The sequence below is a fragment of the Ruegeria sp. H6 genome, from assembly GCF_056532975.1.
In genome coordinates this window covers 192,848-217,974 of sequence record NZ_JBQFOA010000003.1, presented here as the reverse complement: position 1 = coordinate 217,974, position 25,127 = coordinate 192,848, and the positions used below count along the sequence as shown (strand labels likewise).

General features: G+C 58.2%; 21 protein-coding genes. 9 read left to right on the top strand and 12 right to left on the bottom strand.

Features of this window, described 5'->3' with window-relative positions:
• Nucleotides 1-51: 51 nt before the first annotated feature.
• Both ACR0AG_RS08850 and ACR0AG_RS08845 read right to left on the bottom strand, forming a co-directional pair.
• Entirely contained in the window at nucleotides 52-1,197 is a 1,146-nt protein-coding gene (locus tag ACR0AG_RS08850; RefSeq protein ID WP_480837930.1) for a TRAP transporter substrate-binding protein, read from the bottom strand.
• Nucleotides 1,198-1,227: 30 nt separating this feature from the next.
• Nucleotides 1,228-1,407, bottom strand: coding sequence for a hypothetical protein (locus tag ACR0AG_RS08845; protein ID WP_480837929.1), 180 nt, complete (start codon nucleotides 1,405-1,407; stop codon nucleotides 1,228-1,230).
• A gap of 147 nt (nucleotides 1,408-1,554) precedes the next feature.
• Between ACR0AG_RS08845 and ACR0AG_RS08840 the strand changes: the two genes are divergently transcribed.
• From ACR0AG_RS08840 to ACR0AG_RS08820, 5 genes are all read left to right on the top strand, one after another.
• Nucleotides 1,555-2,619 (top strand): LacI family DNA-binding transcriptional regulator, encoded by a 1,065-nt coding sequence (locus ACR0AG_RS08840; protein WP_480837928.1) that lies wholly within the window; start codon nucleotides 1,555-1,557, stop codon nucleotides 2,617-2,619.
• 192 nt (nucleotides 2,620-2,811) lie between these two features.
• Complete coding sequence (locus tag ACR0AG_RS08835) at nucleotides 2,812-4,908, top strand: hydantoinase/oxoprolinase family protein (RefSeq protein ID WP_480837927.1); 2,097 nt, start codon at nucleotides 2,812-2,814, stop codon at nucleotides 4,906-4,908.
• Entirely contained in the window at nucleotides 4,908-6,563 is a 1,656-nt protein-coding gene (locus ACR0AG_RS08830) for a hydantoinase B/oxoprolinase family protein (RefSeq protein ID WP_480837926.1), read from the top strand. The genes ACR0AG_RS08835 and ACR0AG_RS08830 overlap by 1 nt, the downstream gene beginning before the upstream one ends.
• Nucleotides 6,560-7,627 carry a pyridoxal phosphate-dependent aminotransferase gene (locus tag ACR0AG_RS08825; protein WP_480837925.1) on the top strand — a complete coding sequence of 356 codons (1,068 nt, stop codon included), beginning with the start codon at nucleotides 6,560-6,562 and terminating at the stop codon, nucleotides 7,625-7,627. Before ACR0AG_RS08830 ends, ACR0AG_RS08825 begins: the two co-directional genes overlap by 4 nt.
• On the top strand, nucleotides 7,624-8,361 hold the full coding sequence (locus ACR0AG_RS08820; protein ID WP_480837924.1) for a maleate cis-trans isomerase family protein: 738 nt from the start codon (nucleotides 7,624-7,626) through the stop codon (nucleotides 8,359-8,361). The genes ACR0AG_RS08825 and ACR0AG_RS08820 overlap by 4 nt, the downstream gene beginning before the upstream one ends.
• A gap of 24 nt (nucleotides 8,362-8,385) precedes the next feature.
• On the opposite strand, the gene ACR0AG_RS08815 is transcribed toward ACR0AG_RS08820, so the two are convergent.
• The 8 genes from ACR0AG_RS08815 to ACR0AG_RS08780 all read right to left on the bottom strand — a co-directional run bounded on the left by ACR0AG_RS08815 (nucleotide 8,386) and on the right by ACR0AG_RS08780 (nucleotide 17,327).
• On the bottom strand, nucleotides 8,386-9,444 hold the full coding sequence (locus tag ACR0AG_RS08815) for an ABC transporter ATP-binding protein (protein ID WP_480837923.1): 1,059 nt from the start codon (nucleotides 9,442-9,444) through the stop codon (nucleotides 8,386-8,388).
• Nucleotides 9,444-10,691, bottom strand: coding sequence for an MGH1-like glycoside hydrolase domain-containing protein (locus ACR0AG_RS08810; RefSeq protein WP_480837922.1), 1,248 nt, complete (start codon nucleotides 10,689-10,691; stop codon nucleotides 9,444-9,446). Before ACR0AG_RS08810 ends, ACR0AG_RS08815 begins: the two co-directional genes overlap by 1 nt.
• Before the next feature lie 5 nt (nucleotides 10,692-10,696).
• Nucleotides 10,697-11,905, bottom strand: a complete 1,209-nt coding sequence (locus ACR0AG_RS08805) for a carbohydrate ABC transporter permease (protein WP_480837921.1) — start codon at nucleotides 11,903-11,905, stop codon at nucleotides 10,697-10,699.
• On the bottom strand, nucleotides 11,905-13,137 hold the full coding sequence (locus ACR0AG_RS08800; protein ID WP_480837920.1) for a carbohydrate ABC transporter permease: 1,233 nt from the start codon (nucleotides 13,135-13,137) through the stop codon (nucleotides 11,905-11,907). Before ACR0AG_RS08800 ends, ACR0AG_RS08805 begins: the two co-directional genes overlap by 1 nt.
• Before the next feature lie 66 nt (nucleotides 13,138-13,203).
• On the bottom strand, nucleotides 13,204-14,529 hold the full coding sequence (locus ACR0AG_RS08795) for an ABC transporter substrate-binding protein (protein WP_480838153.1): 1,326 nt from the start codon (nucleotides 14,527-14,529) through the stop codon (nucleotides 13,204-13,206).
• A gap of 48 nt (nucleotides 14,530-14,577) precedes the next feature.
• Nucleotides 14,578-15,708, bottom strand: a complete 1,131-nt coding sequence (locus ACR0AG_RS08790; RefSeq protein WP_480837919.1) for a LacI family DNA-binding transcriptional regulator — start codon at nucleotides 15,706-15,708, stop codon at nucleotides 14,578-14,580.
• A 147-nt stretch (nucleotides 15,709-15,855) separates the two neighbouring features.
• Nucleotides 15,856-16,398, bottom strand: a complete 543-nt coding sequence (locus tag ACR0AG_RS08785) for a hypothetical protein (protein WP_480837918.1) — start codon at nucleotides 16,396-16,398, stop codon at nucleotides 15,856-15,858.
• Between the two features lie 20 nt (nucleotides 16,399-16,418).
• Complete coding sequence (locus tag ACR0AG_RS08780) at nucleotides 16,419-17,327, bottom strand: LysR family transcriptional regulator (RefSeq protein WP_480837917.1); 909 nt, start codon at nucleotides 17,325-17,327, stop codon at nucleotides 16,419-16,421.
• A gap of 90 nt (nucleotides 17,328-17,417) precedes the next feature.
• Here ACR0AG_RS08780 and pobA point away from each other — a divergent pair, with 90 nt between their 5' ends.
• From pobA to ACR0AG_RS08765, 3 genes are all read left to right on the top strand, one after another.
• Entirely contained in the window at nucleotides 17,418-18,587 is a 1,170-nt protein-coding gene (gene pobA, locus ACR0AG_RS08775) for a 4-hydroxybenzoate 3-monooxygenase (protein WP_480838151.1), read from the top strand.
• 221 nt (nucleotides 18,588-18,808) lie between these two features.
• Nucleotides 18,809-20,593, top strand: coding sequence for a vanadium-dependent haloperoxidase (locus tag ACR0AG_RS08770; RefSeq protein WP_480837916.1), 1,785 nt, complete (start codon nucleotides 18,809-18,811; stop codon nucleotides 20,591-20,593).
• A gap of 236 nt (nucleotides 20,594-20,829) precedes the next feature.
• Complete coding sequence (locus tag ACR0AG_RS08765) at nucleotides 20,830-21,972, top strand: Hint domain-containing protein (RefSeq protein ID WP_480837915.1); 1,143 nt, start codon at nucleotides 20,830-20,832, stop codon at nucleotides 21,970-21,972.
• A 30-nt stretch (nucleotides 21,973-22,002) separates the two neighbouring features.
• On the opposite strand, the gene ACR0AG_RS08760 is transcribed toward ACR0AG_RS08765, so the two are convergent.
• Entirely contained in the window at nucleotides 22,003-22,539 is a 537-nt protein-coding gene (locus ACR0AG_RS08760) for a winged helix-turn-helix transcriptional regulator (protein WP_480837914.1), read from the bottom strand.
• A gap of 39 nt (nucleotides 22,540-22,578) precedes the next feature.
• Between ACR0AG_RS08760 and ACR0AG_RS08755 the strand changes: the two genes are divergently transcribed.
• Nucleotides 22,579-22,956: a VOC family protein gene (locus ACR0AG_RS08755; RefSeq protein ID WP_480837913.1), complete on the top strand. Its 378-nt coding sequence runs from the start codon at nucleotides 22,579-22,581 to the stop codon at nucleotides 22,954-22,956.
• A gap of 60 nt (nucleotides 22,957-23,016) precedes the next feature.
• Here ACR0AG_RS08755 and ACR0AG_RS08750 read toward each other — a convergent pair whose 3' ends face one another.
• Entirely contained in the window at nucleotides 23,017-24,939 is a 1,923-nt protein-coding gene (locus ACR0AG_RS08750) for a reverse transcriptase family protein (RefSeq protein ID WP_480837912.1), read from the bottom strand.
• Nucleotides 24,940-25,127 lie beyond the last annotated feature (188 nt).

The window sequence follows — 25,127 nt, the reverse complement described above, 5'->3', positions numbered from 1 at the left end:
TTTTCCAAAAAGGACGGAGGGGCGGCGCGAACGCCGCCCTTGTGTCGTGCTTTAGGCGTCGTGGACGTAGTGGCGGCCCATGGTTCCGGCGGCCTCTTCCAGCTTGGCAAAGTTGTCCATCGAACCTGCAAGCTCGACCTTGAACTCATCCCAATCGGGCAGCTGATAGCCACCGGCAGCCTGCCATTCGGCCAATTGGTCATCCGACAAGCTGTGGAATTCGACACCTGCCTTGGCCAGCTCTGCCATCGCGTAGGTACGCGCCGACGGCACTTTGGCCAGGTTCTGGTCAGTGGTCATCTCGCCTGCCCATTCGATACCTTCCTGCACATCGGCAGGCAGGGAATTGAACCATTCCAGATTCATCGAATAGACCTGACTGTCCGGAACAGCCTGTGTAAACGTCACGTGGCTGAGGATGTCCTTGAAGCCAAACACAAAGAGCGCGCCAACCGACGGGTCAAGCGCATCTGCAACGCCCTGCTTGATGGCCGAGGGGGTCTCACCCCAGGCGACAGGCGTCGGGTTTGCGCCAACCATGCGGTAATATTGCTGCAACATCTTCGAACCGGGAACGCGGAATTTCACGCCGTCCAGATCGGCAGGCGTAAGCACCTTGTTGCCGCCCTTGCGCACAGCCACAACGCGGGGGTCGATGACGACGTAGAACAGCGCCTTGAAGCCTGAGGCTTCGATCTTTGGATGCACTTCGGCTTTCCAGGCATCCGACCCAACAAGGTTGGTAAAACGCTGATTGGAGCCGCAGAAATACGGCATGTTGATCAGGTCAACCGCGCTTGCAAACGGCGCGAAGTTCGACAGCGAGTGCTGCGCGCATTGGATCGTGCCGGTCTGCACCGCCTGAGCAAGTGCTCCGCCAGCGCCCAGCTGTCCGCCAGGTGCGAGTTTGACATAGACCTTGCCGTTGGTGGCGTTCTGGATGTTTTCCTTCAGGTCCAGCTGCATGATCGGATAGCTGCGCGACGCGCCCAGAACATAGGCTGTGGCCAGGGTCATCACGTGATCTGCGGCTGCCTCTCGGTCTTTTTCTTCCTTGGCGGTTTGCGCGGCTGCTTCGCTTGACCAAAGCAATCCCCCTGCCCCTGCGACAACTGCGGCTGTGAAACTGCCGGTGCTTGCCAGTTTCAGGAAATTGCGCCGCTCCTCCGAGGCCAATCCCATTTTTTCACGGTCCATGTCTTCCTCCCTAAACGACACGATTTTTGGTTAGTCGGTCTTCTTTGCTGCCTCCTCCCGGCGCAGAACTGCGACAACAAATGCGATGGATGCCGCGAACAGCGTCACCATCTCACCGATGTCACCAAGAAAGGGGGAACCGTCGAACGCGCCGATTGCCACATTCGCAACGTAGACCAAGAACAAAACAATCGCTGTGCCCAGATACATTTGTCCCTCCCATCTTATTTGATTCGGAACAAATGTAAGCGCTTACATAGTTTCATGCAAGCGCTTACATTTGTACCCGTGATTGTTGTTTGCTAGAGGTAGACGGCAACATGGTTACCTGATCGACAACAAAGCCGGACGACATCAGTGCTGAAGAAGACGCCCAGAAAAAGACGCAGCGCACAGCCCGGCACCCCTCCGACGCTGGAGGATGTGGCTCAACTGGCCAAGGTGTCCACGGCGACGGTTTCGCGCTGCCTGAATGACCCGTCGCGGGTCAGCGAAGCAACTCGCAATCAGGTGATGGAGGCTGTTAATCATCTGGGATATGCCCCGAATTTTGGCGGTCGCGCCCTGGCCAGCAAGCGGACCGATACCTTCGGGGCGATCATCCCGACGATGGAAAACGCCATCTTTGCACGGGGTTTACAGGCATTTCAGGAAGAGCTTGAAAAGAACGGCATTACTCTGCTGGTTTCCAGTTCGTCCTACAGCCCAGAATTGGAAGAAAAGCAGATCAGGGCCCTGATCGCACGCGGTGCGGATGCCCTTTTGCTGATCGGCCACGACCGAACACCGCAGAGTTATGCGATGTTGGACAATATGCACATACCGCACGTCATCGCCTGGTCGCTGGGCGAAGGCACCGGCCGCACATCTGTCGGTTTCGACAACCGCAAGGCCATGCGGGCCCTGACGACCGAAGTCCTTCGATTGGGGCACCGAAATCTGGCGGTAATTTCTGCCCACCGGGCGGGCAATGACCGGGCCCGGGATCGGTGTCAGGGCGTTCTCGACGCTATGTCGGAACATGGCCTGGACCCCAAATCTGTGCCTATCCTTGAAACACCCTATTCGATTTCAAACGGTGCGGCAGCGTTCGAAGCCCTGCTTGATACAGATGATCCCCCGACTGCGGTCTTGTGCGGCAACGATGTTCTGGCAGCGGGTGCGTTGATGCGCGCGCGTGAAAAGGGGTTGCGGGTTCCGCAGGACATCTCGATCACCGGGTTCGATGATATCGAAATCGCACAGATATTGTCCCCCGGATTAACCACGGTCCATGTGCCGCATCGCAAGATGGGCCATATCGCTGCATCGATGCTGATCGGGATGAGGAACGGTGACCTCGGTCTGACCCAGTCAGAAGACACGGAACTGGATGTCCGCATATCATGGCGTGGCTCCCTTGGTCCGGCACCAACGCCATAGCCGAGTCGGCAGCAAAATGTCGCAAACAGGCTTGCCCGCGCAGTTTGGGCCGGTCACACTACTCTCATGACTTGTGTTCCAAATCCAATGGACCGCCGTGCAACCGGCTGTGATCTGGTGATCATACAGTGATCCATCGGGCCTTTGGCCCTGCTGGTTTCTCACGCAATCCCGGACAAATCGGACACGTTCATGACATCTCAAGCCTTGCGTCTGGCCATCGACATTGGCGGCACCTTCACGGACACGGTTCTGGTCTCTGGCAAGGAGACCATTCTGGCGTCGACAAAGACACTGACGACCCATGACAACCCCGCCGACGGCGCCATGGAAGGCGCGCAGCGCGTGATGCAGCAAACCGGTTGCCAGTTGCAGGACGTGACCGGCTTTATCCACGGCACGACGCTGGCCACAAATGCACTGATTGAACGGCGCGGGGCTGTTGTCGTGACAATCACCACCGAAGGGTTCCGCGACATCCTGGAAATCGCGTATGAGCGGCGATATGCGCAATATGACATAAATCTGGAAAAACCCGACTTCCCGGTTCCGCGTGAGCGTGCCCTGACCGTTCGGGAACGCATGTCCGTCCATGGCGACGTTCTGATCAAACTTGAGGACACAGCGATTGAGGCGCTGTTGGCCGAGATCGACGCCAGCGGTGCCGAGGCGGTCGCAATCTGCTTGCTGCATGCCTATGCAAATCCAGCGCATGAACGACGATTACGCGATGTATTGGCCCAAAGGCGCCCGGGTCTGACGGTCTCGATCTCATCCGATGTCAGCCCCGAAGCGCGGGAATTCGACCGCCTCTGCACCACGGTCGCCAACGCTTATATCCAGCCATTGATGCAGTCCTACTTGCGCCGTTTCGCTAAGCAGTTCAGTGCCCAAGGGGTAGCCTGCCCCATCCTGATGATGACAGCAGGGGGCGGCATGTGCACGGTCGAGACCGCCGCCCGGTTTCCGATCCGTCTGGTGGAATCAGGGCCTGCAGGCGGTGCCATTCTGGCCGCGCGCATCGCAGCGCAAGCCGGGTTGGATCAGGTATTGTCTTTTGACGTGGGTGGCACAACCGCCAAGCTTTGCCTGATCGACAATGCCCGTCCACAAACATCGCGGCAGTTCGAAATCGCGCGTGCCGCTCGGTTCATCAAAGGATCAGGGATGCCGGTACGCATTCCGGTGATCGGGATGATCGAGATCGGGGCGGGCGGCGGTTCGATCGCAGGGGTCGACCGGTTGGGGCGGCTGACTGTCGGGCCAAAATCCGCCGGATCCCAGCCCGGCCCCGTGGCCTTTGGGCGCGGCGGAACCGAGCCAACAGTGACAGACAGCGACATCGCCTTGGGCTATATCGACCCAGGCACCTTTGCCGAGGGGCATATCCCGCTTGATCCCAACGGCGCGCGGCACGCATTGCAGGAAAAGGTGGGACTTGCGCTGAACACCGACGCCACAGGGGCAGCCGACGGGGTCAGCCGCATCGTGGATGAAAGCATGGCCAGCGCAGGCCGGATGCATGCGGTGGAATCCGGCAAGGACCTTGGACAACGCACCATGATTGCGTTTGGTGGGAACGGACCCTTGCACGCCAGCCGTGTGGCACGATCCGCCGGTGTCACGCGCATCCTGATCCCTCCCAATCCCGGTGTCGGGTCTGCGGTGGGTTTCCTGTTTGCGCCAGTGTCGTTCGAGATCGTGCGCTCACGCTATTCCATGCTGGACGATCTTGACCTTGAGGCGGTCAATGACCTTTTCATCACCATGATCTCAGAGGCGGCGGATGTCGTTGCACAGGGGGCGGGTAATGCACCGACCGAGACCCGGCGTGTCGCGTTCATGCGCTATCACGGGCAAGGGCACGAGATCGAAATCCCCTTACCTGACCGGGCCCTTACATCCTGTGATATTGCGCCGCTGACCGAAGCATTCGAGCGGGAATACCAAAAACAGTTTTCGCGCCCCGTGCCCGGGATGAAAATTGAAATCCTCAATTGGGCTGTTCGTGTGGCGACCTTCGAACAAGTGGTGCCAACTCTGGCTAGTACACCAGACCAAAGATCGATCACTGCGTCGGATACGCGCTCAATTACCTGCGATTTGGATGGCGCAACAAAACAGGCGGGTTTTGTCGCCCGATCTGATCTGCGCCCCGGGGATCACCTACACGGACCAGCGCTGATTTATGAGCCGCAAACAACCACGCTGGTTTCAGCGGATTTCTCGGCTCATGTGGATGCCATTGGTAACCTCGTACTGGTTCAGGACCAGAAAGGAGGGCTGTGATGACAGCCACGAAAAACTCTGCCGCACGGTTGCAGGTGATGTGGAACCGTCTGTTGGCCGTAGTCGAAGAACAAGGTCAAACTCTGATCCGCGCGGCCTTTAGCCCGATTGTTAGGGAATGCGGGGACATTTCCGCCGGGATTTTTGATGCCCAGGGGCGTATGCTGGCGCAGGCCGTCACCGGTACGCCGGGGCACATCAACACGATGGCCAAAGCGGTTCAGCACCTGCGTGCCGCCTTTCCGGTGCAGGATATGCAGCCTGGTGACATCTACATGACCAATGATCCGTGGTTGGCTTCTGGGCATCTGAACGACTTTCTCCTGATGATGCCTGCCTTCCGGAATGGCAGGGTTGTGGGCTTTACCTCCTGCACGTCGCATCTGGTCGATTTGGGTGGCTTGGGCATGGGGCCCGAAGGGTCGGATATCTTCGATGAGGGGTTGCTGATCCCCCCCTGCAAACTGGTCGAAGCCGGAGCGCCAAATGCGCTGTTGCTGGATATCATCCGCGCTAATAGCCGCGAACCGGTTGCAAATGAAGGCGACATCTATGCGCTGATCGCCTGCTGTGAGGCTGGCACGGAGCGTTTGCTTTCGATGATGAACGAGTTCGGCCTCGACGATCTTGAGGAGATCGGGACCTATATCATCGACACCTCACGCCGCGGTACATTGCAGGCCATCGCCGATATCCCTGAAGGCGTCTATCGCAATATGCTGAAGATGGATGGCTATGAGGCCGAGCTTGAACTGCACGCGACGCTAACTGTCGCAAAGTCCGGAATGCATGTGGATTTCAGCGGCACATCCGGATGCTCGCGCAAAGGCATCAACGTGCCCCTGAACTACGCAACGGCCTACACCGTCTTTGCGCTGCGCTGCATTGTCGGCCCCGACATTCCCAACAATGCCGGATCGCTGGAGCCAATCACCGTGGATGGGCCAGAAGGCTGCATCCTGAACGCGCCACGCCCGGTGCCGGTGGCGATGCGGCATACTCTGGGTCAGGTGACACCTGATCTGGTTCTGGGGTGCTTGCATCAGGCGGTGCCGGACCGGGTGCCCGCCGAGGGTGCAAGCTGCATGTTCGACCTGCCCATGCGACACGCACCCGAAGTGGCCCGCGATGGCGGGCGCGAATTTGCTGTGGAACTGGTTCACAATGGCGGCACGGGCGCGCGGCCAACAGCCGACGGATTGTCGGCAACGGCCTTTCCGTCGGGTGTATTCGGCAGCCAGGTCGAGATCACCGAAAGCGTGGCCCCCGTGACGGTCTGGCGGCGTGAACTCAGGCCCGACTCGGGCGGTGCCGGGCAGTTTCGCGGCGGCTTGGGACAGCGGATCGAAATGAGCGCGGCGAATGCGGCACCGTTTCTGGTTTTTCTGTCGGTTGAGCGACTGAAATTCCCTGCCCTTGGCCGAATGGGCGGCAAACCCGGCGCACCCGGTCGCATTCGGATGCGCGATGGTAGGGCCGACATACCCGGCAAAGGCGAACTGCGGGTCGAGCCCGGCGACCACCTGATCTTTGATACGCCCGGCGGTGGCGGGTTCGGCGATCCTGCCGCCCGCGACCCCGCAGCCTTGGCGCAGGACCTCAGGCAAGGTCTGGTCAGCGATCAGGGTGCGAAACTTTACAGAGGTGACACATGATCAAACCTGTCGCTCATGTTGCCGAGATGGCAGCTTATGCGCTGGCCGATCTGGGCGGTGCACAAACGATTTCGCTCGCCCAAAACGAAAGCGCCTTTCCTGCCAGTCCTGCCGCGATTGCCGCCGGCCGGAAAGCGATGGCGGACATGCCGCTTTATCCTGACCCCGAATGGCCTGAAATGCGTGCTGCGATCTCGGAAATCCATGGTCTTGAAGCGGGTCGTATTCTATGCGGCGCAGGGTCAATGGAGCTCATCGGCTGCCTGATCTGCGCCTATGCGGGACCGGGTGATCAGGTGTTGGGTACGCAATTTGGCTATGCCTTTGTCGCCTCCGCAACAGCACAAGCGCGGGCAGATTATGTCGCGGCACCCGAGGTCGATCTGACCGTTTCAGTCGATGCCCTGTTGGCCGCGGTGACCGGCGCCACGCGGGTCGTCTTTGTCTGCAACCCCGGCAACCCCACCGGAACCCTGATCCCGAATGCCGAGATTACTCGCCTGCGCCAAAGCCTGCCGAAAGACGTGCTGCTGGTCATTGATCAGGCCTATGCCGAGTTTGCTGACAGCGCACATGATCCCGCCGAAATATTCCGACTGGTTGATCGCGGTGACACGGTGATTACGCGGACATTCTCCAAAGCTTTTGGTTTGGCCGGAGCGCGGGCGGGATGGGGCTATTTTCCTGCAGAGATTGCGACGGAGATGCGCAAGCTGCTCAACCCCAATAACATTTCCACAGCATCGCAGGCAGCCGCTGCGGCGGCGATGCGCGATCAGGACCATATGAAGGATGTGGTCGCGCGAACAGCGCGCGTTCGCGACCGGTTCGCCCAGGGCTGCCGCGACATGGGGCTGCGGGTGCCGCAAAGTCACACAAATTTCGTGCTGATCCGCTTTGAATCCGAGGCTCAAGCCCAACGAATTGACACCGCCCTGCGCACCAACAACCTGTTGATGCGCGGGATGGGCGGCTATGGCCTGGCAAACTGTCTGCGCGCAACGGTCTGCACGCCGGATATCATGCAAAAGGCCCACGACGCGATGAAGGAAGCCTTGAAATGACCGAGAGCCGTACAACCGCCAAGATCGGGGTTCTGGTGCCTTTCACCAATACCAATCTAGAGCCTGATATGGAACTGCTGCGCCCACCCGGCACGACCGTTCATTTCCAGCGATTGGGGGGATACGACGTCGATGAAATCCCCGGCTCGGACCAGATGGCCGGGTTGGGGGCGTCGGACATTTCACACGACTTGCGAATGATCAACGGGGTCAGGCCGGATATTGTGCTTTATGGCTGTACCTCTGCAACGCTGACCCACGGCCCAGCTTTTGACGCCGACCTAGCGCAACAGATCAAATCCGCGTCAGGGACGATTTCCTTGACCGCTGCCGGGTCATTGATCATGGCAATCAAAGCGCTGGGGGCACACAAAGTGGGCTTTGCCTCACCTTACCTGGGCGAGGTCAACACTCAGGCCCTCGACTTCCTTTCGGCCAACGGTATCGAAACAGTTCAATGTGCCGATATCGGGCGGGCGCTGGGGAACTACGGACAGGGTGAACTGACACCTGTCGAGGTCTACGATCTGGCCTGTCGGGCCGATCACCCGGACGCACAAGCCATCGTGCTGAGTTGCACCGACATGCGCGCGGTGGAAGCGATCGAGCGGATCGAGGCGCGGTTGGGCAAGCCGGTTGTGACCTCCAACCAGGCAATGGTGTTTTGCCTGATGCGTGCGTTGAAATTGCCTCGCCACGACAATGCACAAGGACGACTGTTCGACGCGCTGTGACAAAGCGGCAGCGCGTCGATTTTCCTATTTGCCCCTGTCCAGGGCCTGACCGGACGCGTCAAAGAAGTGCAGCATGTCCTGCGGGAACTGCAGCCCGATCTTTTCGCCCGGTTGCAGGTCCGTATCACCGTTGAGCCTGACGGTGACCTTATCTTCCGCACCACAGTCGACGATCAGGAACGTATCAGCGCCCAGATATTCGATCACTTCGATGACGCCATCTGTTTGGCCGCCACCGGCCTCGACCACACCGATATGTTCGGGGCGAATTCCCAGTTTGGTGGCGTCGGATGACAATGCAAAATCACCGCTGCCGCCATTTTCCAACGTATAACGTCCGCCTTCAGTCGTGCAGGGCAAGATGTTCATTTTCGGGCTGCCAATGAACTGAGCGACAAACAGGTTCGCCGGGTGTTCATAAAGCTCGCGAGGAGTCCCCACCTGCGCAATGGTTCCATATTCCAAAACCACGATCCTGTCGGCCAGCGTCATCGCTTCGACCTGATCGTGGGTCACGTAGATCATCGTGCGTTTGAGGTTCTGGTGCAGCTTTGCAATCTCGTACCGCATCTCGACCCGCAGGGCCGCATCAAGGTTCGACAAGGGCTCGTCAAACAAAAACGCAGTCGGGTCCCGTACGATGGACCGGCCAATGGCCACCCGCTGACGTTGCCCGCCGGACAGGTCCTTGGGCCGCCGTTCCAAATATGGACCCAGCTTGAGAACCTCGGCGGCTTTACCAACCTGTTCGCTGATTTCGGCCTTCGGAACACCGGCAACCTTGAGCGAAAAACCCATATTCTCGGCAACCGTCAAATGCGGGTAAAGCGCGTAGGACTGGAATACCATCGTCAACCCACGCTTTGAGGGCGGATGGTCGGTGACATCGCTGTCATTGATCAGCAAGGACCCGCGAGAGATATCTTCGAGCCCGCCAATCATGCGCAGCAGAGTGGATTTCCCGCAGCCCGAGGGACCGACAAAGACGATGAACTCGCCCTCTTCGATCTTGAGGTCGACACCCTTGATGACCTGTGCCGAGCCGAACCATTTTTCGACGGACTTTAGTTCGATGCTACCCATTAGCCCCTCCCTGCCCAATGAAGCCAGACGGCTGCTGTCCATGTGAATGAATTGCCACCGGCGGGGCTGCCGGTCAGCGGATCATAATATTCGGCAAAGCCACTGGCTGCGATCAGCTGCGCTGTTCTTTGCCGCAACGCCTCCGCCTCAACCCCGTGCCCCATGTCATCCAGCCCAAAGCCGATGAGCATATTCATGAAGCCCCAGGTTGGGCCCCGCCAATATCGGCGCTGATCAAACTTCGGCATCGCCGGATCATAGCTTGGAACCGGATAGGGAACGGCCTCCAAAGCGGATTGAAGACGAGTGAGCATAGGCTCGGATTGCAGACCGGCATACCAACACAGGTAAGATGCGTTCGACACACTCTCGGCCCATGCGCCGGAATGGGCATCGCGCGAATCGAAGGATCCCAGATCAGAGTTCCAAAGGGACTGCGCCCCACGTTCCAGCGTGAGAATGTCATCGCTTAGTCCCCCGGCCGAGATGTCGAGCTGCTCAGCCACATGCAACAAGTCCCGCGCCGCGCGCAGGGTGATGAAGGTCATGGTGGGATCAGCGACCCGGAACGGATTAAGGGTCAGCAGTTTCTGTTGATCCCAATGCACTCCGCTGCCGATCTGGACCAGCTTGATGTAGCGGTCATAGTCGTACTTGGTTGGCCGGTCGGCGCTGTTAACGTGGCCTGTGTCCCGGCGCTGGTACTCACCGACGCCCGAAGGATCCACGCCTTCCATGGCGCTGTCCCAGTCTGGTGCGTTGTCGCGACCGGCCTCCCACGGATGGGTCGTGCAGACAGCCCCCTGATCGTCCAGCCGCCACTTCATGATCCAGCGGTGCCAGGCAAGCAACCCGGGAAACAAGGCGCGCATCCGCGGTTCGCCCAAGGTTGGATCGTTTTCCCAGATCTTGCGGGCGACGGTGGCCGCGACCGGTGGTTGGATAATTCCAGACGAAGGAATGGGCCCATGGCCCCCCCAGACATCCGGACCGGGAAAATAGCCGTCATCGTTTTTGTGGAACAGAATATGGGGCATCATGCCGTCGTCCCATTGGCCCGAGAACAAAGTCTCAAGCTCGACCCAGGCGCGGTCAATGTCGAACTCGGCAAAGCCAAGGGCGGCAATCGCGCTGTCCCAGTTCCATTGATAAGGATAGAGCCCCTCGGTCGGGATTGTGTATCCGCCGCGGTCATTGGCGATCAGGATATTGCGCGCCTCTCGATCGGGATTTGTATGTTGGTTCATGTGTGTCATCCTTTGACGGACCCCGCAGTCAGGCCCTTGGTCATGAAGCGTTCGAGCCCCAGGAACAGCGCCATGATCGGAACGGTTGCGATTACCGCACCGGCCATCAGGTGCTGACGGGGAATTTCAGACGAGTTCAACATCGTGACCCCTCGGGTCAGGGTGAATTTCGAAGGATCATCCAGCAGCATGAAAGCCAGAAGGAATTCGTTCCAGGCGATCATGAAGACATAAAGCGACACCGAGGCAAGCGCCGGCAGGCTGAGTGGCAAGGTGATCTTCCAGATCACAGCCAACCGCGACAGACCATCCATCAGACCGGCCTCTTCCACCTCGGTCGGCAGACCTCGGAAATAACCTTGTAGCATGTACAATGCGACAGGGATCGTGGTCACTGGATAGATCATCACGATGCCGAGGATCGAGTTGCGCAGCCCGGTCAGCGAAAACGCGATATAGATCGGCAGTGCCAGTACGATCATCGGCACCATGTAGATCAACAGGATCGACCGCGAGAAGGCCTTTTGCCCTTTGAACCGGAACCGTGCTACGGCATAGGCGCCCGGCACGCTGAACAGCAGCGTGATGAACACGGTCAGCACCGAGACATAAAGCGACGTCCAGAGATAGGTGCCGAAATTGAAATCCCGAAACAGCTCGGTATAGCTGCGGAACAGCGCCATTCCCTGGTCCAGATCCAGCGAGAAATCCAGAGGGTTCTGTAGCAACGCCTGCTGCGATTTCAGGCTGGTCATGACCATGACGTAGAACGGGATAACCACGATCGCGGTAAAGAAGATGTAACCGAAGCCGGTGCAGAACCGGATCACCGCATCTTCGAACTCGTGCCGGGTGAGCGTACCAAACGGGGTGTCCGTTAGGATAGCCGCCATCGACAGATGCATGACGATGGCCAGACCCAGCACGGTAGTGGCTGTCGCCAGCACAGATGTTTCGGAACCGATGAGAACCGGGCCAAGTACCGTCAGGCAGGACAATCCCAACAGCGCGGACACCACCAGCCGGGCCGGAGCGTGCCTGTCAGGAAAGCGGACATAGACCAATCCGGCTGCCGCGCCCCAAACAAGGCCCAACAGAACCTGAGGCCGAAAGGCGGCACCCGTCGAAAAGGACATTGTGATTGCGACGGTGGTTGCAATCACCACCAGCCAAAGCGCACCCAGAACCGGGCCTGTTACAAACCCATTGCGCATCACAAACCCTCCTCTCGGCTGATGAAGCGGAAGAAGAAAAAGCTGAACGTGATCAGGCACAGCAGGATGACCACGGCCACCGCCGCCCCTGCCCCGATGTTTGAGATCGCAAAGGCCTGTTCATAGACATTCACAGTGAGCGTGCGGGTGCCGGCATTGCCACCGGTCAGCAGGAAGATGTCGTCGAACTTGTTGAAGGTCCAGATAAAGCGCAGCAGGAACAGCACCGACAGGATGCCCAGCAGTTGCGGTATACTCAGCAGCCAGAACTTCTGGAACGGAGATGCACCATCCATATCCGCAGCCTCATACATGCTGCTGTCGATGGATTGCATCCGCGCCAGAATGAACAGGAATGACAGCGGGAAATAGCGCCAGATTTCAAATACCGTCACCATGATCAGCGCCAGTGGGCGTTCGCCAAAGAAATTGATCGGCTCGTTGCTGAGGCCCATCTGCACCAAAAGCGCATTGGCAGAGCCAGAGAAGGGATCAAACAGCGTTACCCACGTGAACGCCACCGCAATGACCGGGGCGACATAGGGGAAAAGATAAAGCCCTCGGATGAACCCCTGCCCCCGGAAGCTTTTGTTCAGCAACAAGGCGGCAAACAACCCCATGACCAACGCGCCAATGGTGCCGAACACGGTATAGAACAAGGTCACCCACAGAACGCCCCAGAATTCGGACCCGTCAAAGACACGGGCATAGTTTTCCAGGCTGAATTCGAAATTGGTCAAAACACTTGGCCCGGCCCCGGTCAAATCCGGTTCGGACCCTTCGATGGCGTCCTCAAAGGCGTCGGGATCTCCGTCCACCGAAACAGGAATACGAATACGTTCGCGTTGTCCCCCTTCCAAGGTGCCAAAATCGCAAAACAAGTTCTGGCCATCCAGCACACAAGGTGCCTCGACCCCGGCTGCGGTCACACCTTCAGGAAGAAGGTCCGTCAGAGTAACGCCCGTGACAGCTATTTCCTGGCTTGAATTGCGGACCCGGTATTCGATCCGCAGATCATCACCCGATCCACGCAGACTTTCGCGCACGACAGGCGCGGGTGGGCGCAGGTCGGACAAGGTAAAGGGCTTGAAGCTGATCCAGAAGATCGCCAGCAGCGGTAGGATCACCACAAGCGACACACTGATCACCGTGGGGGCCAGCAGCGTCCAGGCCAGACGCGCTTCGCGTTTGGCTAACGCTCCGGTCCCGGTCGGAGGGATGGCCGAAGACATGAGAAACCTCAGAAGGTTGGGTGCAGCGACACGTGTGCCGCTGCAGGTGCCGGGTTGAACAGAAGGTTACTGAACTTTCGCCAGCTCTTCATTCATGGCTGCAACCGCTGCGGCCGCATCGATTTCATCATCGATATACTGTCGCACAACCCGGTTGATGGCCTGACCGTTGATCATCTTGGACGCAAGCGCCAGTTGACCTTCGGACACACCCCAGCGTTGCGCCGCATCCAGACCGGCAACGATTTCGTCGATCATCGCCTGTTCATACAGCTCACCCAGCGGTGCTTTCCGGTCCACCCCAACCGGCAATTCTGCCCAGGCTTCGGAAAAGGCGGTCGGGTTGTCCGCATTGCCACGCCGCACCGGGAACTTGCCTTCAGGCGCGATTGCCAACGTCTGGGTATAGCCGTCATCCATCGCGAATTTGACGAACTCCATCGCCGCATCGGTATCCGCATCGTTGGTGATGCCGAAATACCGAACGTCACCCCAGGCCGCTCCGTCGGGATTGGACGGGCCGGAGAAGGTCGTCACGATCCCCGTCTTGCCCGCCAGATCACGCGAGGTCGGGTCGTCGTTGATGGTTGGCGGGGCGCTGTCGCGCAGGCCGGCCAGTTCGTCCAGAATGAACGGCGACCAAATGATCATCGCGGCCTTGCCATCGAAATACAACTCACGCGACTGCTTCCAGAACAGCTCACCCGGAGGGGACGCTTTGGAGATCGCTTTGTAGAAATCCAGCACCTCGGTGGTTTTGGCTTCGTCCAGCGGTTGGAACCCGTCCGGGCCCACCGGGCTGACGCCGTTGGCAAGGAACACGTGCTCCAGAACCTGGCTCATGAAGTTCTCGTCAACTTTGGTGGCGGCAACGAAACCGTACATTTCCGGTGGATTGTGCAGCTTGTCCAGTGCCGCCAGAACGTTGGCATAGGTGTTCGGCGCGTCCAGCCCGGCCTCATCGAACAGGTCCTTGCGATAGACGACCATCTGGGTCCAGCCATCCACGGGAACCGACGCGGTTTCGCCGTTGAAGGCGGCCATTCCCAAAGCGCCCGGGGCAAAGGTATCGGCGCCCAGCTCTTCGATCACTTCGGTCGCGGCTTCGGTATCCAGAATACCAGCCTCGGCCCAGGGCAGGGCGTATTGCAGCGGGTGATAGACCACATCCGGCAGGTCGCCGGCGGCAAAGGCTGCGGTGGCGCGTGTGCCCAGATCGGTTTCGGTTACCGGGATCACTTCGACCGTGGTGCCGGTTTCAGCTTTGAATTGATCCGCCATTTCCTGTTGCTTGGCAAGACGCTCGGGCTGTTCCTCGGTCGTCCAAAAGCGGATCGTATCCGCATAAGAAGCGGTTACGGTCAGAACCAGTGCCAAAGAAGTTCCCAGCATCAATCTGGCAGTATTTGGTATGCGTTTCATCGTCGGTTTCCTCCCCGGTTACGATCGATTTATTTTTTCGGCCAGCTCCTCACTGGACAAAACTGGTGGCCCGTCAGACGCGCGTTCAATCAGAACCGCGTCGCTGATTTCGCGTAGGCTGGATGGTGCGTCCCCGCGGATCTGGCGGATCAGCAAAGTGGCAAGGCGTTTGCCAGCATTCTGGGAATCAACACTAAAGGTTGTAAGGCCGGGGTGGACGTACTGGCATTCGGGTATGCCGTCATATCCGATGACCGAAACGTCGCACCCGACCTCCAGGCCCAGTTCGACCGCCACAGAATAAAAGCCCAACGCCGCAAGATCGGTGGCAAAAACAATGGCAGTCGGCGGTCGCTCCAGGCGCAAAAGAGCCCGCGCTTCGACCGCACCCTCATCTCTGGTACGTGCGCCATCGCGGATCAGATCAGGATCCCGTTCCAGGCCCGCTGCACGCAGCCCTTCCAGATAACCATCGCGGCGCAGGTGGCTGTAATTGAATTTCGGGTCACTGCCGACATAGCCGATACGCGTATGGCCCAGACCTGCGAGACGTCCGACCGCATCCCGCGTCGCGGTTTCGCCGGAAATGTCAAACCACGAAATCTCGTCCTGCGGCTGCGATTGTCCGTATCCCGTGCGACCGTAAAGGATAAACGGCACCTTCAGATCGCTGAGATACCCAACCCGCGCGTCGTCAACTTCGGTCCGGGGTAGGATAAATCCATCGGCTTTGCGTTCGGCAACCAGTCGACCCAGAACATCAAGCACATCCTTGCCGGATTTTGCAGTCGAAATGGTCATTGTCCAATCCAGCGCACTTGCTGCTTCGCAAGCGCCAGCCAGAAAGTCCTGCAAAAACGGATTATGCCGATCCGGCTCGTCACTGTTTAAGACCATGGCAATGGCGCGCACCCGCCCCGTACGGATTGCCTGTGCATGGCTCAGGGGACGATACCCCATCTTCTGGGCGGTACGCTCAACCCGTTTGCGGGTGCTGTCGGAGATATCGGAATACCCGTTCAAAGCACGGGACACAGTGCTTTTGGACAGCCCAAGATGATCGGCCAACTCATTGAGCTTTACACGACCCGCCCCGGGGACATGCGGGCGCACCGATTCGCGCTTTTTATGCTCAGAGTTCGTATTCATGCTGTCTGTTTTCAGTTCCGAAACCGGTTTCGGCAACGAAAAAATTTGGATTGTTTCCCAAACGGCCAATTCCGGCGACATTCGACGATGGGGTTACGCGCGCTTCAGCCCTACTGGTACGCCCGCCGCGCATTCATGGGCAGACGCCTAGTTTTCAAAGCAGGATGCCACGATTTCCCGGTCTGCCGAGATGTCCTGACCAAATGTCGTGAACAGCTCGAGAAACGGGTTTTGACCTTGATGGCTTGCCAGAAATTCGCGCAAGGAACCGAGTTGAGGATGCTCGGCCAGTTGGTCATTCAAAGACAAAAGCCGTTCTTCCGTGGCCGCATTTTCCGAGTTTTCGGCAAGCCAAGCCGCCATATCCTCGTCGCGCCAATCCAACACCCAGATGTCATTGGCAGAGGCAAACCTGCCCGGATCCACGGCCCAAAGCCAGGTGATCCGCTCAAGACGTATTTGAAAGTTCTCCTTGGTCGCGGCTGCTGCGACATTGGCGATATCAGTGAACTCGGGGCGTTCCGCACCGATCAACGCCGCCAGCTCATCCTGAAAGGTCAACTTGCGCGTCAACTCATCGGACAAGGCGGGCGCAAGACAGTCCCAGCTTGCATCTGCCAAAGCAATCGACGCTGACATGGCCAAAGCTGCGGTCGTTGCCGCAATACCCAGAACCGTTTTCTTCGCCATTAAGCTGTCACTCCCATCGATCAGGATTGTGCAAATTCATCTATGATCAACTTGCGCAACCACGTACAGGCCGGGTCTGTTCCCGTCCGATTATGCCAGACCAGTCGCACGGCGGACTGAATATCCTCTTCAATCGCCACAGGCAGTATACGAATGCCAGCGGACGCTTGAAGCTGTTTGGTAAACAAAGCGGGCAGGAACGAGACAAACGGGAACTCGGTCAACACCGGGACCAGCGCATCAAAATGCGCCAAACGGACTTGGACGTTTTCCGCAAGTCCGTATTTTGGGATCAGCTTGTCCATGTCCTGTGCATAGCTGCCGCCTGGAACCGAAAGCGCAATCCGCTGTTGCCTCAGGTCGTCGATGGACGCGGGGTCCGTCGCAAGACCGCGCCCTGCGACCGCCACGTAGCGGTCGCGAAACAGATCATGACTTTGCAAACCGGGTCCTTTGACGTCCAGCAGGCCGAGCGCAAGGTCAAGGCTGCCGCGGGCCAGCCCTTGCTGCATTTCTTCGCTGGGTGTCGCCAGATTGCAAAGCCCGACCCCGGGCGCGGTCGCCAATAGCCGCTGCAGGAGACGCGGCAAAAACACCAACTCTCCAACCCCGGACAACGACAGGTTGAAGCGACGCGCGCTTTGGGCCGGTTCAAACGTACCGTGACCTTCAAGGCTGTTCAAAAGCCCATTGAAATGATGTTCCACCACGGGCAGCACCTGCAACGCAAAGGCTGTGGGCACCATCCCTTGTTTCGTGCGGGTGAATAGCTGATCGCCAGTGGCGCGGCGCAACCGCGCCAACGCGTTGCTTGTTGCAGGCTGACTCAGGCCCAGTTGATCCGCCGCGCCAGAGATCGAACCACATGTCCAAACCGCCAGAAAAACCCGCAACAGGTTCAGGTCGAGAGAGCGAAAGTTTATTTCCATTGTGAATAGTGAACATTCGCAAATTAAAGTGGATCAAATATCTTGTTCTCCTTTAGCTTCGTCAAGACCATGACAGAGCGAACAGAATTCATGCAGACACAAGTGGCAATTATCGGAGGTGGCCCGTCGGGATTGTTGTTGTCGCAACTGCTTAACAAGGCGGGGATTGAGACGGTTATCCTGGAACGCAGCGCGCGCGCGCATGTTCTGTCCCGCATTCGTGCTGGCGTATTAGAGAACGGCACCGTCGACATGCTGCGCGAGGCTGGCGTTGCTGATCGCATGGACCGCGACGGCATTGCCCATGCGGGTTGTTATCTGACCGACGATGACCTGATGGTGCGCATCAACTTTCAGGAGCTGACGGGAAAATCGGTGATGGTTTACGGCCAGACCGAAGTGACCGCGGACCTTTATGCAGCTCAAGACGCCATGGGTACGACAATCTTGCATGACGTGTCGGATGTCGTGATCGAAGGGGCTGATACGACGGACCCGCGAGTGCATTTCACCTGGCATGGTCAAAGCAAATCCCTTAGCTGCGCTTATGTCGCCGGATGTGACGGCTTCCACGGCGTCAGCCGCGAGACGATCTCGCGGGACAAACGCCGCGCCTTTGAACGCGCCTATCCTTTTGGCTGGCTTGGCGTCCTGTCCCAAACAAAGCCCGCGAATAATGAGTTGATCTATGCCAACTCCACCAACGGATTTGCGCTGGCCTCTATGCGCAGCGCAAGCCTCAGCCGGTACTACGTGCAGGTTCCCCTGACCGACAAGGTCGAAGACTGGAGCGATCAGCGGTTCTGGGACAAGCTGCAAAGCTGCCTGCCACAGCCCATAGCCCAAGGGATGGAAATGGGGCCATCGATTGAAAAATCCATCGCACCGCTGAGGTCCTTTGTCAGCGAGCCTTTGCGCTGGGGCCGTTTGTTTCTGGTCGGCGACGCGGCGCATATCGTGCCACCGACCGGGGCGAAGGGCCTCAACCTTGCGGTGTCGGACGTGCATTATCTGCATCTCGCATTGATAGATGCCATCAAACGGGGCGATGATACCGGGATCGACCGCTACTCGGGTCGCGCTCTTGACCGTATCTGGAAAGCCATGCGGTTCAGCTGGCAGATGACCACCATGCTGCACCGGTTTGATGGCGAAGACAGTTTTGCGGCGCAGATGCGCAAAGCAACGCTGAGGCATTTGTCACAATCCGAAACCGCCCGGAAAGACCTGGCAGAGAATTACGTGGGATTGCCGTTCTAGCCATCTTGGGGTGTGACCGAAACTGACAGGACGGCCCTTGTGTTGACGCCTGCTTCGATGGGCATTTCGCCCTTGATTCAACGTGGATTGGCAAAAAACCGCGCGTGCTCCGCTTTTGCGTGAATTAGATCATATTGTCTAAGCAAAACGATGGTAAACTCTCGTTTGTGCTGTTTATTTTGCACGCTCATTTTTATTACAACTTATTAGGAGTGCCAAAAATGGCAATCAACCGTCGTAACTCTGCGTACGAAGTCCGTCTGCAAGCTGCTGAAATGGCGAAGGATCGGGTACACCCTGAACACCTGGCCAACGGGGACGAACAAAGGTGGTCATCGGCAAACTACGCCATGAGCTTTACCAAGGGGCTGCCGCATCGGTCCCGTCACGGGCTGATCGCGGACCCACAGGATTTTGAGGCCTTTCGCAGGGCCATTGACGAAGGCTTTATCGATGCCTTCAGCACCAGTGTTCCGGTCGCTGTTGGTGGCCCAAGCATGCAACCTTTTGCCCGCCGTCAGTGGGAGGCGCCGACCGCAGGCGTCAGCTATGACCTTGAAGGACCCGACCCGCAGGCGGTGACCATGGCCCCTGCCCCGGCGCTTGGGTCCGATGAGCTGGCCTATGAAATGGCCGAGGTCTACGAGTTGGCCATCATTCGCGACGAGCCCTTCACGGCCCTGGAACAGGGCGGCGGAAATGCAACCGTTCAAGGCAGTATCAGCCGCCTGAACGCCCTTGCCTATGATCCAACCAACGGCAGCGGCAGGCCCCGCAAGGTCGACCCGGCAACCAGAGACTTGACCGAACAGACGGTGTTCCGCGGATCGGCACCGGGTGTTGAGGTCGGACCCTATTTGTCCCAGTTCATGCTGATCGGCAACGCGGATTTGCGTGCCGGAAATGGGACCGACAGCGTATCCAGCGGCCAGATCGCCTTTGGCGCACACACGATTGATCAGCGTGTGGCCGTCGCAGACACCCAGAACTGGATGACCACGCGCAGCGACTGGTTAGAGGTTCAACGCGGTGGAAATGTGCGCGACAATAACACCTTGTTCACCAACGCGCCGCGGCGATTCATTACCACACCACGTGACCTTGCCACCTATGTGCATGATGATGCCCTTTATCAGGCTTACCTGAACGCGTGTCTGATCCTGCTGAGCATGGGTGCACCGTTTGATCCTGCATTCGACCAGCTTTCGGGCGGTCGCGGGCCGTTCCAGTTGCAGCCCAACAACGTTCATGCGGGCCTGAACCCGCAGGCCGCTGGCTTTGCGCTCTATGGCGGGCCCCATATCCTGACCCTGGTGACCGAAGTCGCAACCCGCGCGCTCAAAGCCGTTCGGTATCAGAAATACAACGTTCACATGCGCCTGCGGCCCGAGGCTTTGGCCGGTCGGATCGAATATGCCGCCGACCCGGACATGATCAACGAATTTCCGCATGCAGCCGAAGCCTTTCAGGCGCTGGCCGCATCGATTGCTCCCACGGTAGCCGAGATTCAGGCCATCAATGCTTCGGGAACCAGCCTGCTGCCGATGGCCTTCCAAGAAGGCTCGCCCATGCACCCGGCCTATGGCGCGGGTCATGCGACCGTTGCGGGTGCCTGTGTCACTGTGTTGAAAGCGTTCTTTGACACCAGTTCTGCATTCGTACGTCGTGGAAGCACCGAAACCTTTGATCGTCGTCAACCCGGTGATTTGCCCTTGGCATACACGCCTAACGACGCGGCGGGCAGCCTTGGTGACAGCCTGGTGCCGTCCACCTCGGGTGATTTCCTGACCCTTGAGGGCGAGTTGAACAAGCTTGCGGCCAACATCTCGATCGGTCGGAACATGGGCGGCGTCCACTATTTCACCGACTACTACGACAGCCTGCGGATGGGCGAAGAGATTGCGATAGGAATGCTGGAAGAACAGGCCATCTGCTATCCAACCGACCCATTCATCATGACCCTTCCTACATTTGATGGCGGTGTCCGCAGAATTGGGGCCCGCTAAAGGCGGCCATGGCGGCGTGTTGATGCAAACGCGCCGCCGCTTACCGGCTTCGACGATCTACCTGCCTGGAAATCGGGCACTTTGCCCGCTGTTGCTGAACGGGCCCGACGTTTCTTTGTGAAGCCTTAAGCGTTCGAAGATCTTATTGCCCCGAAATGAACAAAGTTCTGGTTCGGATAAAACAATATTTCAGGCCTACATGCGGGTCGGAACGTGCACCACAGGGCGGGACTTGAATGGTAGATTTCAGCATTGCAAACGGGAACTCCGTCGCATTTGTGGATACGACGCCCGAAGACGGCTTTATCATCGACTTTGACACGCTGGACAACAGTTTCAACCTACAGATCAACGGTGTTGATCTGTTTGTTGGTGGCCCAGCAGGGGCACCAAACGAACTGCAGTTTCAGATCCCAGGCACCGCGGGACAAACGGTGCGGTTCGCAGATGGCGACAGGTACGAGATCAACACGCCTGCTGTCTGGCAGCTGGGAAATACGAATGGCGAACCCGTTGTCCGACTGATCGTCAACTCGGATGGCACCATCGAGCTCTATGGTGTGAAAGTGGCCAATGGCCCCCTTGAACCGCTGGAGTTGTTCAATGGGCTGACAGTGAACACAGATGCAATTGCAGCCGCCTGGAACGATGCTGGCACCAATTCGGTTGTTCTGGATCAGTCCATAACGGGGCCCACAAACGCAGCGGGTGAGTTTGATGACGTGCCCTGCTTTGCCCGAGGTACGTTGATCGAAACCCGGGATGGCCCGAAGCGTGTCGAAGACCTTGAAATCGGGGACAGCGTTCTGACCTATGACAACGGGCATAAACCGATCCGCTGGATCGGATCGTGTTACATTGGCCCGGAACAGTTGTTCGCGCGCCCGCGTCTCAAACCCATTCTTATTCGCGCCGACGCATTGGGGGCCGGCTATCCACGCGAAGATCTTGTTGTTTCACCGCAGCACCGGATCCTTGTGTCCTCGGCCATCGCCCGGCGCATGTTTGACTGCGATGATGTTCTCGTTCCGGCAAAAAAGCTCTTGTCATTGACCGGTGTTGAAACTGTGGATACCAGTTCTGAGGGTGTTGAGTACTTCCACATCCTGTTCGATCAGCATGAGGTGATCTGGTCCAACGGAACACCAACTGAAAGCCTGTTTTTGGGGCCAGAGGCGCTGAAATCCGTATCTTTTGAGGCGCGGCAAGAAATCACCCAGTTGTTTCCCGAATGCGCCTGCCCCGATTTCTACCCACTTTCCGCGCGGCATATCCCAAAACACGGCAAGCGCGTCCTGAAACTTGTGCAGCGACACCAGATGAACCAACAACCTCTTTTCAATGGCTCCGCGGTGCACGAAGTTTCGCCCGGCGTGTGAACACAATTTCAGCCGCAAGACCGCGTCGGTTCAGATCAAGACAGACGTTGCAGCCCTGCTGATCAGGGCCCCGGCATTCACCGCTGAATAGACAGACCTGGGCGGCCGCGCAGCCATGGATATGTTGCGGCTGACCCAGTCTTTGGCCTCCATGGACTTCAAAGACTGCGACAGGGCTCTGTCCGTTATCGCGCCTAGATTTCTGCCTATTTCATTGAAATGACAGGGGCTGTGAAGCGACGCCAGAATCGGAACAGTCCATGTGCGGCGCAGCAAGGGCTGATCATCATCCTGCGTGACGTTCCGGATCTTATAGGCAATCTCAGCCACCTGCTTTCCCGTAGGCGTCAGACGGAACTCAGGTCGCAAAGGATGACCATGGCCGGGGTTGCGTTCAATCAGCTGGATTTGAAGAAGATGGTCCAGGCTTTGCCCAAAGGCCGTTCTGCTTGCCCCGGTCGCAGTTAATAGTGCCGCTTGCCGCCCCGGCACACCGGAATGAAAGCTTGCCAGAATGGGCAAGGCCCACGCACGCGAAGTGATATTGACAAGCAGATTTATGTCCATAAAGTATAGTTAGTATATTTTCTAACGAATGGAAAGACGATGTCCCTGGTTTCTCTACAAAACACAATCACAATTGCGCTGTCAGTTGCCGACCGCCATGCAAGCGCTGAATGGTACTCATCCATGCTGGGGTTTGAGGCCAGTTATCATGCAGATGAAGCGGGCTGGTCCGAGCTCAGCACAATGACCAATGGTGTCACAATCGGACTGGGCGAGCACACGGAACCTGTGCCGGGAAATTGTGTGCCGGTCTTTGGGATCGACGATCTCGATACTGCGCGCGCAAAGCTTGAACAGGCGAATGTGAAGTTCGATGGCGAAACGATTGTGGTCGAGGGTATGGTCAAGACCGCCACATTCTACGATCCTGACGGCAACGCGCTTATGCTTGCAGAAGATCTGACCGGCGCGTCCTGATGGTTTGGTCAGAAGGGTTCCGAGAAAAGGCATCAATGGCCCTTGCAAGAAATTGCAGGATCAATATCGCAAGACTATCAACGCGGACCAAACCAAATAGTCGATCGCAAACAAGTAGACCACGATCTTTACGACCAGAAACACCTTTCCCACAATGCTTGATCCAGGTTGGCCCTTTCGGGGTCGCCAGATGAAATACAGCGCGATGACTGCAAGCGGAAAGCCAATCGCTGGGACAAGCTGCAGGAAATAGGCGACAAGAGATTTGAACCACCTGAATTGGGGACGCGTTTCTTCAGATGTCGACGGTGTTTGGCGCCCACCCCAAACGCGGTTTGACCGGGCCAGCGCGGCACGCGTTCGGGCCTCCTGCCCCGGTCTTTCCAGTGCAGCGGGGGCTCGCCTTGTGCGTGTCCCTGCCTTGGGGATCGCGCTTTGAACGTCTTTCCTGTCCTGATCCTTGCGGTCAAACGCCGGCAGCGGGATGGGTTCGAGCGGTTGCGGATCAGCAGGTTGCCACCAATCGGGATGAGGCAAACGTCCCTCGCCACTTGCCGCCCGAAAGGCGCTTGCGCGTTCCACTTCATCGGCGCGGACACCGGTCTGCCGCCCAAGCAGCATCCAGGCACGTTCTGCCAGCGCCAAGCTTTCGGTGCCGCCAACCATATACAGAAACGACGCATAGCCCTGCCCGCTTGTCACCGGGTTGCCAGCGCGGAAGGCGTGCATTGGTCCACCATTTTTTTCAACCTGATGCAACCATGCCCGAAATTTGCGCCGCTCGGACCGGGGGACCGAGACCTTGTCGTTCACCGTCAGGCCGGTCACTTCCTGCCGTCCGCCCCGCCGCATAAATCGGGTTTTGTCGGGATGCAGTGCAAATCCTTCGTCTGCGGTGATCGCACGCACCGCCGCATGGAAAGCCTTTAGTCCCTGATCCCCGGGGAAGTCCCCTGAAAAGGTCAAATCATCTGCGTAGCGCGTGTAGGAAAATCCAAACCGTCGCGCCAGACCTGACAAACGACGATCCAGCTTTCGGGCCACCAGATTGGCGATCGCCGGACTGGTTGGTGCCCCCTGCGGTGTAGCGCGAGGGCCCGTCGCCACATGCCAGGTGGTTCCGTCCACATCAATCGTTTCCCGCGGAGCCTCGGTGCTGATCAGCGCCAAAAGGGCAGCGTCCGACTCAGCATAGCCCATCGCGGCAAACAGCCCCTTTACCCGGCCATAGGTGATTGTCGGGAAGAAATCCCGCAGGTCCATATTGACGACCAGCTCTTGACCGACATGCGGGGTGGCGTTTGTGAGGATCGAACGCCCGGCCCTGAATCCGTGGGCAGCATCATGGGGAGCCACGCAGGACAGAATATTTTCCATCACCCAATATTGCGCCCGTTTCATACGTGGCTTGGGGGCTGAAATCACACGTACCCCGCCTGCTTTTTTGGGAATCTCGAAGGTCTGATAATGGGTGACGCGGGCAACCTTGCGGTCATGGGCCAGGAATTTAAGTTCCGGCAGACCGATGCCCATCGCCTCGGAAAGCGCAATCGCGCCCTCAATTACGGGCAGCCCCTGCTTGGCCAATCGCTCAGTATCAGCCTCTTTCCACAACAGCGGCGCCGAAGACACATCACCTAGCGAGATCACCTCAGCCCGTTTACGTGCATCGAACGCTGCGGCGCGGGCATTGCGAGTCTCAATCGCTTTGCGTTTGGTCTCGACCCGCTTCAGACGCGCCTGGCGCATCCGTTCTTTCATCACGGCCTGTAGCGCTTTGTCGGGATCGGCCAGACGCCGGTCGCGCGCCAGAATATCGGCGATTTCAGCCTGTAACGCGGCGCGACGTTCAAAGAATTCCGCGGGCATCTCGCCAATTTCCGCGCCCCGGTCCCAGAAACCATGGCGGATCATCTCTTCCAGCACCACCTGGTCGAGCGAACTGTCTGAAATACGTGTCCGAAGGGTGTTTACGCTGCTCATCGCGCGCACCCCCGCGCGGCAGGGAAGGAAAGCAAGAGGACCGGGGCCTTCGAACAGCTCTCGGGGCTGGATCGATCAACTCCCAGCGACCCCGCCACCCCTATGCGCCTTGAGTTCTGCGAACTCAAACGGCAAGCGCATAGGGGTGGCTGGGGTCGCGTTGTGAAGATTGAGCCAGCGATGCATGT